This is a genomic window from Actinomycetota bacterium, from assembly GCA_040757835.1.
GTDB lineage: Bacteria > Actinomycetota > Geothermincolia > Geothermincolales > RBG-13-55-18 > SURF-21.
In genome coordinates, this window is sequence record JBFLWJ010000002.1 from 40,297 (window position 1) to 53,728 (window position 13,432).

Here is a 13,432-nt window from a genome sequence, read left to right on the forward strand (position 1 = left end):
CCGTTATGGTGCATCACTTGCCCGTGAAACTGGGCGGCCTCTTCTGCAGAAAAGAGGTGATACCCTCCACCACGTCGGGGGTACTCACGGCGATCCCCTGCAGCGAGGCCTCGAACTCCAGGGCCGTCTCCAGGTCGGTCTCGAAGGAGCGGTTGAGCATCTTCTTGATCATACCGATGGCCCTGGTCGGCCCCTGCGCGAGCTTGTTGGCCATCTCCATGGCCTCTTCCATCAGCTTCTCGTGGGGGACTACCTTGGCCACCAGTCCCAGTTCCAGGGCCTTTGCCGCTTCGATGGCCTCGCCCGAGAAGGCAAGTTCCTTGGCCTTCGAGAGGCCCACCAGGCGCGGAAGGAAGAAGGTCCCCCCCATATCCACCACCAGGCCGCGGCGGACGAATACCTGGATGAAGCGGGCTTTCTCCGAGGCCACCAGCAGGTCGCAGGCGAGGGCGAAGTTGCACCCCGCGCCGGCCGCGTCGCCGTTGATGGCCCCGATGACCGGCACCTCCATGGTGGTCAGGCCCCGGATGACGGACGAGTAGATATGCGTGGTCAAACGCATTCCCACCGGGGTCGCGGCATCTGCGCGCGCACCGGTCCCGGTCAGGTCGGCACCGGTGCAGAAACCCCTCCCCTCGCCGGTGATCACTACCGCCCGGCAGTCGTCGTCCTGGTGCAGCTCCTCGAACCTGCGTGTGAGGGCGAGCAGGATATTGTTGTTGAAGCAGTTCAGTGACTCCGGCCGGTTCAGGGTGATTACCTCTACCTGGCCCTCCCGTCTGAAGAGTACATCCTCCAAAACAGACCTCCTTATCCGTCCGCCGACGTCGGCAATCCTTCCCGTGCCGCGCCGGACGGCCTCCTCCGGTTATCGTTCAGGGCCAGAAGGTCAACGCCGACCAGCCTGTGAACCGCGTCTTCTATCTCCGCAGCCGTGCGTCTCATGAAATCCATGGACTGCCCCAGGGGGTCGTCTATGGTGAAATTGTGGTCATAGATATGGAAATAGTGGAGGAGGAAGAGGCGCAGGTTATCATTGAGATCGGTCGCTCCCCGCTCCATATCCAGGCCCTCGATGCGTCTTATCCATCCCCGCAGTTCGCATAGCCTCTTCTCCGGGTCAAGCTCTTCGAGCGCGCGGCCCCTCTTCTCTCCCTGGATGACGAACTCCTTGAGGGTGAAGACACGGTCCACGGCCTCCTGGTAGGCCGTGAGAAGGCGCGAGCTGTTGTGCATGGCCATGGTCAGGATCAGATCGGCTTCCTCCACGTCCGCGCGCCTGAGCTGGCGGGCACGGTGTCCCGAGACATCGAAACCCCTCTCTCGCATTACCGTGACTACCTCCACGGGTGGAACCATGCCCTCCTCCGCCTGCAACCCCACCGACGCGATAGCGACATCCGCCGCGCCGTTCGCCGCGGCGAGCTCTCCGGCCATGAAGGCTTCGGCCATGGTGCTGCGGCAGATGTTGCCGGTGCATACGAACAAGATGTTCAAGCAAAGCTCCTTATGGGCTGGAGTGCGTAACTCAGCCGTCTCTGGTCTTTTGCCGGTGTCCCGCTACGAGGCCGCGGAGCTGCATCCATTATCCCCGCCGCCGGCCGATTGCTCAATCTCCGAGCAGCCCGGGTGCGTGCTCGAGGTAGACATCCAGGTCGCCCTGGGAGAAGCAGACGAAGATCACCTTCCGCAGGCCTGGCTCCTCCTCCAGCACTTCCCTGGTCGACCGCAAGGCAATTGGGGTAGCCCTGTCTATGGGAAAACCGTAGGCTCCGGTGCTGATGGACGGGAACGCAATACTCCGGAGCCCGGCTGCCGCCGCGAGCTTCAGGCTGTTGCGGTAGCAGTCGGCCAGCAGACCGTCCTCCCCGCCCCCGCCCCCGTGCCATACCGGCCCCACGGTGTGTATCACGTGCCTCGCTTTCAGCCGGTACCCGGCCGTCATCTTGGCCTCGCCGGTCTCCGCGCCGCCCAGGGTGCGGCACTCCTGCAGCAGTTCGGGCCCGGCGGCGCGGTGGATGGCACCGTCGACCCCACCACCCCCCAGCAGACTGCGGTTGGCCGCGTTCACTATGGCGTCCACATCGCAGGCCGTTATGTCACCTCTGGTGATGGCGACCCTCCCACCCAGGAACTCTCTCAAGCTGAACACCTCCCGTTGCCGTCTTCTCCGGACAGTACCGGTGCCCTGGTCGTAACCGCCCGGCCATAAACATATCACGAGCGGCCTCCGCCTCCCAGGACCGCGTACGTTCCTCATTCATCGCTCGGCCCCCCGTGGAGCATCCCACAAGCCGCCTTGTAGCCCTCGTGCACCGCGTCAAGCAGCCGCCTGGGCGCAAGGGCGTCTCCCACGGACATCACCGTGACCCCGGCTTCAGCGCACGCTTCGGCGAAGGCGCCCTCCGGTATCGAACCAACCGCCCACACCACGGTGTCCGCCTCCAGGAGCCGCTCCGCTTCCCTGGCCCGCACCAGCACTCCCTTGCCGCTTATCTCCACCACCCTCGTGCCCAGCAGCAGCAATCCCTGCTTCCTCACCACGCGGTGCAGGGCGAAACCGTGTGAGGTAAGGGGCGGTACGGGTGGATTGTCTTTCTCCTCCACTACCGTGACCTCTTTTCCCGCAGCCAGGAGGTAGTGCGCCGTCTCCATCCCCACCGGTCCCGCGCCCACCACCACCACCCTCTTACCCGTCGTATCCACCCCCAGCAGTACGCGCCTCGCCTCGCGGTCCATATCCAGTTCGCTGCCGGGGACCCGCGGCAGCAGGGGACACGCACCGCAGGCGTTTACCGCGCCAGCCCACTCCTCACCCGCCATCAGCTTCGTGCACGCGTCGGTTTCGTATTCCGGCCGCACGCCCAGGGAGTCGAGCTGACGCAGGGACCATGCGACCCATTCCGCGTAGGGCTCCTTGCCGGGAGGGCGCGAGGCCGCCCTGAGCTGTCCACCGGCTGTTCCCTCTCTTTCGCACAGCAGCACCTCGGCCCCTGCTGCGGCTAGGGTCAACGCCGCCTGCAGGCCTGCCGGGCCCGCTCCCGCCACCAGGAAGGGTCCCCTGGAAGATGCAGGGCCCAACCGCCGGGACTCCCGGCCGACCAGGGGGTTGATGACGCAGGACGTCGACTTGAACTCGAAGGTCAACCTCTCGATACACCCCTGGTTGCAGGAGAGGCAGTAACGTATGTCTTCGTGGCGGCCCGCGGACGCTTTCGACAGGAACTCCGGGTCCGCGAGATGCTGCCTCCCGAAGGCGACCAGGTCAGCTTTTTCCGCCCGCAGCACCTCTTCGGCCAGGCGGGGGTCGTGTATCTTCCCGGCCACGATCACCGGGCTTTGCACCGCCCTTTTAACCATGGCGGACCTCTCCACGTTGATGCCCGCGGGATGATGCAGCCCGGGGCTGGTCGGGTTGCCCGGCGCGTCGTAGATGCCGCACGATACGTGGAACGCGTCCACGCCGTCCTCCTCCAGCTGCGGGAGCAGGGGCAGTATATAGTCGATATCGTACCCGCCCTTCGCCTCCTCGCTGGCCGAAAAACGGAAGATGACGGGGAAATCCCCTCCCGCTTCCTTCTTTATCTCTCTCACTATCTCGCGGGCGAAACGGAACCGCCCGGAGTCGTCACCCCCATAGGCGTCCTCGCGCTGGTTGGAGTAGAAAGAGATGAACTGGTTGACCAGATAGCCATGGGCACCATGTATCTCTACCGCATCGAATCCCGCCTCACGCGCCCTTCTGGCCGCCCTCGCGAAGCAGCCGACCAGCTCCACTATCTCGTCCCCAGTCAGCTCCCGGGGGACCTGTCCCATGGCGCGGCTGGCGATGGGCGAAGGGGCCACCGGCTGTCCTCCGATGACGGAGGGGAAGGTCTCTCTGCCCGCATGGTGCAGCTGTACCGCAGCCCCGGCCCCCTCCTCCTTGATGGCCGCAGCCAGCCCCGCGAGGCCTGGGATAAAAGCGTCGTCGTCGATCCTCAGCTCTGAGGCGAAAGCCCTGCCGCTGGGATGCACCGCGCAGACCTCGGTTATGATCATGCCCACGCCGCCCCGTGCCCTGGCCGCGTGGTAGGCTATGAGGCGCTCCGTCACCTCTCCTTCCAGGGTGGCGAAGGCGGTCCCCATTGCCGGCATCACCGCCCGGTTGCGCAGCCGCAACCCGCCGATGAGCACGGGGTCCCATAGCGATACGCCCATGTCGGGCCCCTCTCACGTCTCGCTTTCCGCTCAGATCAGGACGATATCTCCCTGCCGCCGTCGATGAGCATCACCTGCCCGGTCACGTACTTCGAGGCCTCCGACGCCAGGAAGATCGCCAGTCCCACCATCTCCTCGGGCTCCGCCATCCTCCCGAGCGGTATAGAGTTGATGGCGGCCTGCAGGATCGCCTCGTTGCCCCATAATGCCTGGCTGAAGTGCGTCTTCACCAGGCCGGGGGCGATGCCGTTCACGCGCACCCCCCGTGGGCCCCACTCCTGTGCAAATACCTTGGTCAGCATGTTCACCGCGGCCTTGGAGATCGAATATACCCCGAGGAAGGGGGTGGGGCAGAATGCAGCCTCCGAGGAGACGTTGATCACCGCTCCCGAGCCCTTGTCGCACATGATCTTTCCCACCTGCTGGGTGAGGAAGAAGAGGCCTTTGACGTTGACCTCCATGATCTTCTCGTAGGCCTGCTCCTCCACGTCACCGGTGCCGCAGAAGATTGGGTTGGTCGCGGCGTTGTTGACGAGTATATCGATGGTGCCGTACTTGTCCAGGGTCCCCTGCACCAGGCGTCCGATACCCTCCATGTCGCCCATGTGGGTGGGTATGACGTAGGCCTCGCCCCCACTCGCCTCTATGCCCTTGCGGACCTCCTCCAGCGCTTCCGCCTTGCGGCTGGCCAGCACCACACTGGCGCCCATCTCGGCATATCCCTCGGCGATGGCCTGGCCGATGCCCCGGCTGCCTCCGGTGACGATGGCCACCTTGCCCTCCAGGGAGAACTGTTCTCTGTACAACTGCATCTACCTCCTTTTACGTATCTTGTACGCCCATCACATCCTCGCCGCGCCCGCGCGCGGGAGTTCACTATGCCAGCTCAAAGCGTCTTGCCCGGGGCCCGCCGCTCACCTCTACCCCGGGTTCTCTTCCCATCGCAACAGTATATATCGCGCGCAGCCAGCCCGCGATGAGGGCATCATCCACCGGGTTCGCCACCTCGATCCGCCATTCGCCACCGTTGAAGTGGGTGGTGACGACCGCCCCCCATCCCCTGAGGCTCATGCGTTCGCGCATCGCCTCCGTTCCGCTCACCTCCGGCGGCAACCCTCCATTCTCGTAAGCATCGCCGGATCCCGCCTGCAGGCTCTTCATGGTCGCGCCGTATATCGCCTCCCCGACCACTCCGGTCCGCACATCCCCGCCGGCGACATCAAGCCGCTCGAAAGCGTCGAAAAGACATGACGGGACCATTGCGACCCGCCTGCCGTCCACTCCCGCCTGGATGCTCCCATGGAGCTCATCCCAACGCCAGTCGGCCATGTGCGTGGGCAGTCCGCACCGCTCGCACATGTTTCCGGCTCCTCCCGGGTGGCTCGCGCCCCTGCGTTTTACGCCATCGCTTATCCGTTGCGTATCGCCGTCCCCTTGTTCCCCCGTCTCCAGCACTAGACGGAAATCCATCTCTCCAATTGTATCTATTGCCATGGCGTAGGATCGGACGTCCATGTCCTCGAGCACCCCCGTCACATAAGCCGCGGTGATGGCCAGGTTGAAAGGCCTGCGCAGGAGCACTGCACCGCCCTCACCCGGATTGAAACGCTCTACTTCGATGCGCCCGAGTCCGAGGAGGAGCGCATCGCCCTCCATGGACTCGAGGATCTTCCTTTTGGCCGCTCCATAACGTGACAGCCTGCCTTTCAAGCCGGTGTGGTCACGGCCGGCCGCCTCCCTTACCGCCTCCACCTCGGCAATCAAGCATGCGTCTCGCGTATGTCTCTCTTCCAGGGAGGCCTGGATGGAACCCGCCGTCTCCTGGTCGAGCAGCGCCAGGCGCAGCGGTTTGGCGCCCCTCAACAGGATCAACCCGCCGGGGCCCCACTCCAGTCCCTCCGCCAGTTTCCCGGGAAGGCCGCATTCGCGGCACCGCGCCAGGGACTGAACCATGTTACCTCCCGTCCATATCCAGGAGCCTTCCGCTCCGTTCCGGGGCGCCTGGGCAGCAGTTCGTGCATAAAACGATTCTACCACCCCCCTGCGGCGGCCCGTAATGAGGCCTGTCCCCGGTACTCTCGCGCTGTGACCGACCATGCCTTATGATAGTCTCAGCCAATGCTGCGGGAGCCGGTGCCGTCGTGAAGGGTGAAAGGGAGCGAAGATGCTCGTGAGGTCCAGGGGAGCGGGCTGCACAAGGATGCGGTCGACGCTCTTTCTGCTGGCAGTCCCTCTGCTCCTCGCCACGGCGATCTTCCTCTGTCCCGCCGGAGCCCAGGCCGAACCCGTCTTCACCTATGGAGCTTTCCATACCGCGATGACCATTAACGCGGACGGATCTCTCCTGGTCAGCTCCAAGGTGAGTTACGACTTCCAGGACCCTTCCGGCACGGTCGGGCTGTTCATCCCCGCGTCCTACGGCACCCTGGTGGAGGCGGAGGTACTGGCCGGAGACGGTTCCCCCCTGCCCAGCGACGCGTGGTCCTACGACACCGGGACGGATGGATATACCCTCTGGGTCGACAGCAGCGGAGCCGGCCCTACCGCTACCTATATCTACCGCTATCTCCTCTACGATGCTCTCATCCAGAGCGGCGACCGCGTCGGCATCTCGTCCTGGGGCGCCGTGCCCGCGGGACGCGGCTCTCCCATCGCCGAGACCTCGGTAACCCTGCATTACCCCGCCGGAGCCGACCCGGCCAACATCGAGTTGAGCGTCGATCCCATTGCATACTCGGGGCAGATATCGCAGCGGTTCATAGGCAGCGACACGGCCGTGGTGGAGGCCGCTTTTCTCGGCGCGGACTCTTACTATTCCGTCACCTCTTTCTGGCCGTCATCCATCATGGACCTGTCCGGACGGGGTTTCGCGGCTGCACAGAGCAAGAGCTGGGATTTCGAGCGCTTTGACTGCGATATATCCGTTAACGAAGACTCCTCGATCACGGTACGCGAGACCCAGGTGGTGAATTTTCGAGGCAGCTTCACCTGGCTGGAACGCTACATCTCCACCGAACCGGCGGACTTCTCCGTCGGGCGCACTTACGGGCGCGCGCGCGTCCATGACATCTCCGTATACGGGCTTGACGGCCAGCCTCTGGACGAGGGCATGTGGAGCGTTGACTCCGATTCAGGCGGCAAAACGGTGCGCATCGAGTTCAACGCCACCGACGAGCAGATGGGCTGGATCATCGAGTACCGCATGACCGGCGTCCTGATCTTTGCCTCCGAATACGACCGCCTGTACTGGAACGCGGTGTCCATCGAGCGCGGAGTACCTATCCGCAACTCCGCCATATCCGTGCATCCCCCTCAGGGCGCGAACGCCGCGGAACTGCAAGCCGACCAATACGTCAACGTCAGCGATCCTCCATCCGGATACGAATCCGGCCTTGACGGCGACGTGCTGTGGTGGCGGGTAGGGAACATACCGCCCTACACCACCTTCACCATCGACGTCGCCTTTCCCAAGGGGCTTGTCGCAATACCCTGGCAGTACGATAAGGCGTGCGGCATCGCCGTCATCGCCGCCTCTTCCTGCATCCTGGCCGCCGCTCTCCTGGCCATGTCCGTCCTGTGGTGGAAGAAGGGGCGCGACATCGGCAGGACCGGCACGGCCATGGTGCGCTACGAACCGCCAGAGGGCCTCTCCCCGGCCATGCTGGGGATGCTCATGCACGAGAAACCCCGCGTACGGGACATCTCGGCGTCCATCGTCGACTTGGCACGGCGCGGTTATCTGACCATCATCGAGGAGGAGAAACGCAGCTTCATCCGGATGAAATCGTACAGCTTCCAGCGGACCAGCCAGGACCTCTCCGGCCTGCTCGAATACGAACGGGAGATCATGGAGGGTCTCTTCGAGGCCGGGGAACGCGTCAGTGAATCCGACCTGAAGAACAAGTTCTACACCCGCGTCAACGCCATCCTCAACATCGGGGTCAAAGACGAGGTGATGAAACGCAAGCTCTTCACCCGCGAGCCAGGGGCATTGCGCTCGCGGTATCTCGCCGGGGGCATCATCATCGCATCACTGGCCATCGCCGCTTTTCTCCTCTTGCCCCGGTGGCTGGACCTGGGGTGGTTCGGCGTGCTCATCCTCGTCTTAGTCCCGGTGGGAGGCATCGTGGCGGGCGTTGGGTGGGCCATGCCGAGCCGCAGCGCGGAGGGCTCCAAGGCGTACGAACACGCTCTGGGCTACCGTGACTTCCTGGAGACGGCGGAAAAACCCGAACTCCAATACATGACCCCGGAGAACTTCCAGTCCAACCTGCCCTATGCCATGGTTCTTGGGGTCGACGAGGCTTGGGCCCTAAAGTTCGCCGATATCTATACCACTCCCCCGCAGTGGTATTCGGGCAGCGGGGCGGCCTTCAGCACCCTGTACCTGACCTCGTCACTGCGGGATATGACCGCGTCCCTGAACAGTACCCTTACCTCTTCTCCTCGCTCCTCAGGTTCGGGAAGTGGCGGGTTCGGAGGAGGCTCATCGGGGGGAGGATTCGGAGGCGGCGGATCTTCCGCCGGGTAGCCGTCCGCAGCTGCTGCCCGGCCGACCATATCTTCCGGATCCGGCATGCCTTTAACGCGATGCCGATGGAGCTTCATAGAGTTGTCTCATACGGGAGGTACTGACCATGGAGGATTGGAAAGACCTGGGTTCGAGCCTGGAGGGCCACCTGCGGCCGTCCACATTCCCCATTGCGGCCCGTTTCCTTGAATCGGGAGAAGAGCCGCCGACGCGGGCGCGTCGTCCACGCGAAGAGACGGGCAGCGAGATAGCGGTGTGCCAGGCGCTCACCCTCACCAGGGAGAGGGGCCTGACCATGCTGCTGGACCTGGAGGAGTCAAGCTGTTCCCTGGCCAACGCCGCCCTGGGGTGGGACACCAGCACCTGTCCCACCTTTATGGCCGCTTTCCTGCGCACCATGAACTATGCCCACGACGAAGAGGCGGCGCGCAAACGGACCGAAGGCATGGCCATGCTGGAACCGGGCAGGTACACCGGGGTTGTGTTCTCGCCCTTGACCCGCACCCGCGTCGAGCCCCATGTCGTGCTGGTCTATGGCAACCCCGCACAAGTGATGCGCCTGGTTCATGCCGTCTCCCACTGGACCGGCGAGAGGGTGGCGGGAGATTTCGGGGGCATCGCGGGTTCCTGCAACGAAGGCCTGGTGCGAACATTCGCTGGCGGCACGCCCAGGGTCGCTCTGCCGGGCAACGGCGACCGCGTATTCGCCGCCACCCACGACGACGAGCTCATCTTCGCCTTTCCGGCACCATGGGGCGAAAGGATACTCGAGGGGCTGGAGGCGACGAGCGCCAGGGGTATCCGCTACCCCATTCCCACATTCATCGACTACCGTCTTCCCTTCATGGACCTCATGGGCAGATTCGCCGAGTAGAGACTTCCGACAGGACGGTCTCTCCGGCGGCGTGGCTACTCGCCGGCGTGATCATGCCCGTGGGGATGCCCGTGTGGGTGGTCGTGGCTGTGCGAGTGGGTATGCTCGTGGCCGTGGGCATGCGCGGATTCCGCCTGCACTTTGACGGCGGCCTCCACGGCGTCGGCGGCCCTCTCCGCCGCCTGGGCCAGTGCGGCAGCGGCCGCGGCCGCGGAATCGGCCACCTCCTCCCAGCCCAGGTTCCCCGCCAGTGCCTCGTACTGCGAGAAAGCGTCCGCCTCTTCTCGCAGTCGTCTCAACGCTTGTCTGAGCGCCACCTTGAGGAGCAGCGGCGCCCGGTCTTCATGTTCGCTCATGGGAAGAGTATATAATACTGGCTATCGGACGTGTAGCTGGCATGAGCGGCTTCGTACAGGTGCGACATCGAGGGGGGGATGAACATGAACATCGGTGAGTGGCCTACCCGTTGGGCGGCACGTTATCCGGACGAGCCCTGCATCAAGTACGGCGACCTGGAGTTGAGCAAGGAACAGTTCAATTCCAGGATCAACCGTCTCGCCCACGCGCTGCAGGATATGGGGGTCAAGAAGGGGTCACGTTTCGCGGCGCTGATGGCCAACAGCAACGTCTTCCTGGAAGTACTGCTGGCCCTGAACAAGCTCGGCGGGATCATGGTGCCCCTGAATTTCCGCCTGGCAGCCCCGGAACTGGAATACATCCTGGGCGACTCGGAACCCATCGGTCTCATCTATTCCCCGGAGTTCGCGGATACCGCGAACGAGCTGCGCGGCAGGGTCCCCTCCATCAAGCAGTTCTACCGTGAGCTCGAAGGGGGCAACGATGCTGATACCCTCTACGAGGAATGGATCGCCGCCATGCCCGAGGACGAGCCGGTGCCCGACGCCGAGGTGACCCTGGACGATTACCAGTTCATCATGTACACGTCGGGGACCACCGGCAAGCCCAAAGGGGCGGCCATCCTCCACGGCAACACACAGTGGAACGCCATCAATTCCATCAACATGTACGCCATGGGCACCTCGGATGTCGGCATAGCGTGTGCTCCCCTATTCCACATCGGCGGTCTTGCGGTCTCCGCCTTCCCCATCCTTTATGTTGGCGGACTGCTCACCATGCAGCGTTTCTTCAACCCCGTGGAGACCCTGCAGATCATCGAGAGGGACCGGGTGACCCTCATGTTCGGGATCCCGGTCATGTTCCTGCTCATGACCCAGGTACCTGAATACGAGACCACCGACTACTCGAGCGTGCGTTTCTTCATCGCGGGTGGCGCCCCTTGCCCCCGCCCCCTCATCGAGACCTGGCTCGAGCACGGCATAAACTTCAACCAGGGATACGGGATGACCGAGACGGCCACCGCCATCACCGCTCTGCGCACCGAGGACGCCCTCAGGAAACTGGGGTCGTGCGGCAAGCCCGTCTTCCATACCGACATCAAGATCGTCGACACCGAGGGCGCTGAGACGCAGCGTGGCGAGATGGGCGAGGTATGGGTGAAGGGCCCCAACGTCATCCGTGAGTACTGGCGTCTTCCCGAAGCGACGGCTGAGTCCATCACCGACGGATGGCTGCATACCGGCGATATGGGATATATAGACGACGAGGGCTACCTCTACCTGGTTGACCGCCGCAAGGACATGTACATATCCGGCGGAGAAAACGTCTATCCCGCCGAGGTAGAGGACGTGCTCATGGCCTTCGAAAAGGTCGCGGATGCCGGTGTCATAGGCATACCGGACGACAAATGGGGCGAGGTCGGCCTGGCGGTGATCGTGCCCACTCCGGGGGTGGTGGTGAGCGAGGAGGAGATCATCGACTTCTGCCGCGGAAGGCTGGCCAAGTACAAGATCCCCAAGAAGGTCGCCTTCGTGGAGGCTCTGCCGCGTACCGCAACCGGGAAGATACTGAAAAAGGAGCTGAAAGCGCAGTTCGCGAACTAGCCAGCCCGCGGCGGCCGGCGGTTGCGCTGACGTCACTCCAGCGCCAGGTCGAGTCCGAGCATCCAGATGTCGGTGAGGTTGCCGCCGGCATCCACCCCCGCCAGCAGGCAGTCGGCGACCTTGAAGACGAGGGCCAGGCCCGGTTTGAGCAGGATATGCAGGGAATAGCTCTCTTCGTGCCAGAAGAAGGCCGGATCCGAGGGGATGAACGTTATGCCCCCTTCGCCCTCCGCGCCCCCTACCAGCAGGACCCCCTCCGCGTCGGGTTCGGGCGGCGGTTCGTCCTCCCGCTTCCACCTGCCCGTCTTGACGTGGCACTGCACCCCCACGAGTTCACCTTCCGCGCCTTCCAGCGCCAGCACCAGCCTCCCAAACGCCAGGGTGCGCACGCCCGCGCGCGGCGCGTCCCCGCGCTCATAGGCCACCATCTCGGGGATCGCCTGGTACATCACGCTGCCCCTTGGCGGCTCCACCTGCGTCAGCAACCTGACCCTGGGCGGCCCCTCAACGTCCATCTTCTCCTCCTCGTCCGTGCGACCTGCCAGCGGCCCGTCAACCATGTGCGAGCATGCAGGATTTCCATATATAATACCTCGCAGGCGCGGAAGATATCTGAGTGGGCGGAGGTGACGGCTGTGGACGACATAGAAAGAGTGAGGAATACCCTGGTCGAACTGGACATCGACAACATTCAGGATGTGATCCGTGAAGCCCTGGATGCCGGCATACCGCCGCTGGATATCGCCCTCAGGGGCCTTGGGGAGGGCATGAAAACCATAGGCGAACTCTTCCAGTCCGAGGAGTATTACCTCGCGGACCTGGTGCTTGCCGGCGAGACCATGAAAGAGGGCATGGCCGTGCTGGATCCCCACCTGGCTGCTGATGCCTCCTCCACCAAGGGCCCGGTGGTGGTGTTCACGGTCAAGGGCGACATCCACGACATCGGCAAAAACCTGGTCGTGACCATGCTCTCCTCGGCGGGCTTCAAGGTCATCGATCTGGGGGTGGACGTACCGGAATCACGAGTGGTCGAGGCGCTGAAGCAGAGCGGCGCATCCCTGGTGGGTATGTCGGTGCTGATCACGCCCATGATCGCCTCCATCGGCGACGTCGTTGACGCCATCAGGGAAGCGGGACTGCGCGATAAGGTGAAGATCGCCATCGGCGGGGCATGTACCACCCCTGAGCTGGTGGAGAGGTTCGGCCTCGATGCGCTGGGTAGGGATGCCGTGGACGCCGTGCGCATCTTCGAGGAGTGGTCGCCGTAACACCAAACCCCGGCCGCGGCCGGGGTTTTATGCTGGTGTCGGAGGGGGGACTTGAACCCCCATGAGGAAATTCCTCACTAGGCCCTCAACCTAGCGCGTCTACCGATTCCGCCACTCCGACTCGCTTGCGGCTGACCCGCTACGGACCGGAGACATCTTCCTCCATCTCTTTCTCACCCGGTTTGAGTCTCCGATTACGAAAACCAGTATATACTCTCTCTCTTCTATGGTCTATTATGCGCGAGGCATAGAAGATGTCCTTGGACACGTACCCGTACTTGCCGATCACCACCACGCGGTCCCCATCATCAAGGGGAGGCGGGAAGCGGAAACCGCGGTAAAACCAGACCTTGGTGCTGTGGCCCTCTTCCTCGACGAGGTCGAAATTGATGTCAAAGGTAAGGGTCTTGGACTTGCGGTCGGACCTCTTGGGCATAAGCGTCGGTAACGGATATGTGGATACGTTGAGGATTATGCCCCGCTTAGAGATCTTCGCCAATTAATTCCCTCCAACGCCCAAAGTGGTCACGGCTCCGCCTCGCGTCGGCATTATCACTATTCTATCGTCCCTGCTTCCTGCCGTCTTGAGCCCTTGTGC

The 13,432-nt window shown here is 63.5% G+C and carries 13 protein-coding genes and 1 tRNA gene; 4 read left to right on the top strand and 10 right to left on the bottom strand.

The window, feature by feature from the left end; translation table 11 throughout:
* Positions 1-13 precede the first annotated feature (13 nt).
* From AB1384_02440 to AB1384_02465, 6 genes are all read right to left on the bottom strand, one after another.
* A complete protein-coding gene (locus AB1384_02440) occupies positions 14-799 on the bottom strand; it encodes an enoyl-CoA hydratase-related protein (protein MEW6553128.1) in 786 nt (261 codons plus the stop codon).
* A gap of 11 nt (positions 800-810) precedes the next feature.
* The gene (locus tag AB1384_02445) at positions 811-1,497 is read right to left on the bottom strand and encodes a hypothetical protein (GenBank protein ID MEW6553129.1); all 687 of its coding nucleotides are present in this window, start codon (positions 1,495-1,497) and stop codon (positions 811-813) included.
* A gap of 112 nt (positions 1,498-1,609) precedes the next feature.
* Positions 1,610-2,143, bottom strand: a complete 534-nt coding sequence (locus tag AB1384_02450) for an O-acetyl-ADP-ribose deacetylase (GenBank protein MEW6553130.1) — start codon at positions 2,141-2,143, stop codon at positions 1,610-1,612.
* Between the two features lie 113 nt (positions 2,144-2,256).
* Positions 2,257-4,200 carry an FAD-dependent oxidoreductase gene (locus AB1384_02455; GenBank protein MEW6553131.1) on the bottom strand — a complete coding sequence of 648 codons (1,944 nt, stop codon included), beginning with the start codon at positions 4,198-4,200 and terminating at the stop codon, positions 2,257-2,259.
* 35 nt (positions 4,201-4,235) lie between these two features.
* The gene (locus tag AB1384_02460) at positions 4,236-5,012 is read right to left on the bottom strand and encodes a glucose 1-dehydrogenase (GenBank protein ID MEW6553132.1); all 777 of its coding nucleotides are present in this window, start codon (positions 5,010-5,012) and stop codon (positions 4,236-4,238) included.
* A 64-nt stretch (positions 5,013-5,076) separates the two neighbouring features.
* Entirely contained in the window at positions 5,077-6,153 is a 1,077-nt protein-coding gene (locus tag AB1384_02465; protein MEW6553133.1) for a hypothetical protein, read from the bottom strand.
* A gap of 211 nt (positions 6,154-6,364) precedes the next feature.
* Here AB1384_02465 and AB1384_02470 point away from each other — a divergent pair, with 211 nt between their 5' ends.
* Positions 6,365-8,731: a DUF2207 domain-containing protein gene (locus AB1384_02470; protein ID MEW6553134.1), complete on the top strand. Its 2,367-nt coding sequence runs from the start codon at positions 6,365-6,367 to the stop codon at positions 8,729-8,731.
* Between the two features lie 106 nt (positions 8,732-8,837).
* Complete coding sequence (locus AB1384_02475) at positions 8,838-9,605, top strand: DUF169 domain-containing protein (GenBank protein ID MEW6553135.1); 768 nt, start codon at positions 8,838-8,840, stop codon at positions 9,603-9,605.
* Positions 9,606-9,640: 35 nt separating this feature from the next.
* Here AB1384_02475 and AB1384_02480 read toward each other — a convergent pair whose 3' ends face one another.
* A complete protein-coding gene (locus AB1384_02480) occupies positions 9,641-9,961 on the bottom strand; it encodes a hypothetical protein (protein MEW6553136.1) in 321 nt (106 codons plus the stop codon).
* A gap of 84 nt (positions 9,962-10,045) precedes the next feature.
* On the opposite strand from AB1384_02480, the gene AB1384_02485 reads away from it, so the two are divergent.
* Positions 10,046-11,566: a long-chain fatty acid--CoA ligase gene (locus AB1384_02485; GenBank protein MEW6553137.1), complete on the top strand. Its 1,521-nt coding sequence runs from the start codon at positions 10,046-10,048 to the stop codon at positions 11,564-11,566.
* Between the two features lie 32 nt (positions 11,567-11,598).
* Here AB1384_02485 and AB1384_02490 read toward each other — a convergent pair whose 3' ends face one another.
* Entirely contained in the window at positions 11,599-12,081 is a 483-nt protein-coding gene (locus tag AB1384_02490; protein MEW6553138.1) for a hypothetical protein, read from the bottom strand.
* Between the two features lie 120 nt (positions 12,082-12,201).
* Here AB1384_02490 and AB1384_02495 point away from each other — a divergent pair, with 120 nt between their 5' ends.
* Positions 12,202-12,834, top strand: coding sequence for a corrinoid protein (locus AB1384_02495; GenBank protein MEW6553139.1), 633 nt, complete (start codon positions 12,202-12,204; stop codon positions 12,832-12,834).
* A 33-nt stretch (positions 12,835-12,867) separates the two neighbouring features.
* Here the strand turns inward: AB1384_02495 and AB1384_02500 are convergent.
* Both AB1384_02500 and AB1384_02505 read right to left on the bottom strand, forming a co-directional pair.
* Positions 12,868-12,955 (bottom strand) — tRNA-Leu (locus tag AB1384_02500).
* Positions 12,956-12,973: 18 nt separating this feature from the next.
* Positions 12,974-13,333 carry a hypothetical protein gene (locus tag AB1384_02505; GenBank protein MEW6553140.1) on the bottom strand — a complete coding sequence of 120 codons (360 nt, stop codon included), beginning with the start codon at positions 13,331-13,333 and terminating at the stop codon, positions 12,974-12,976.
* Positions 13,334-13,432 lie beyond the last annotated feature (99 nt).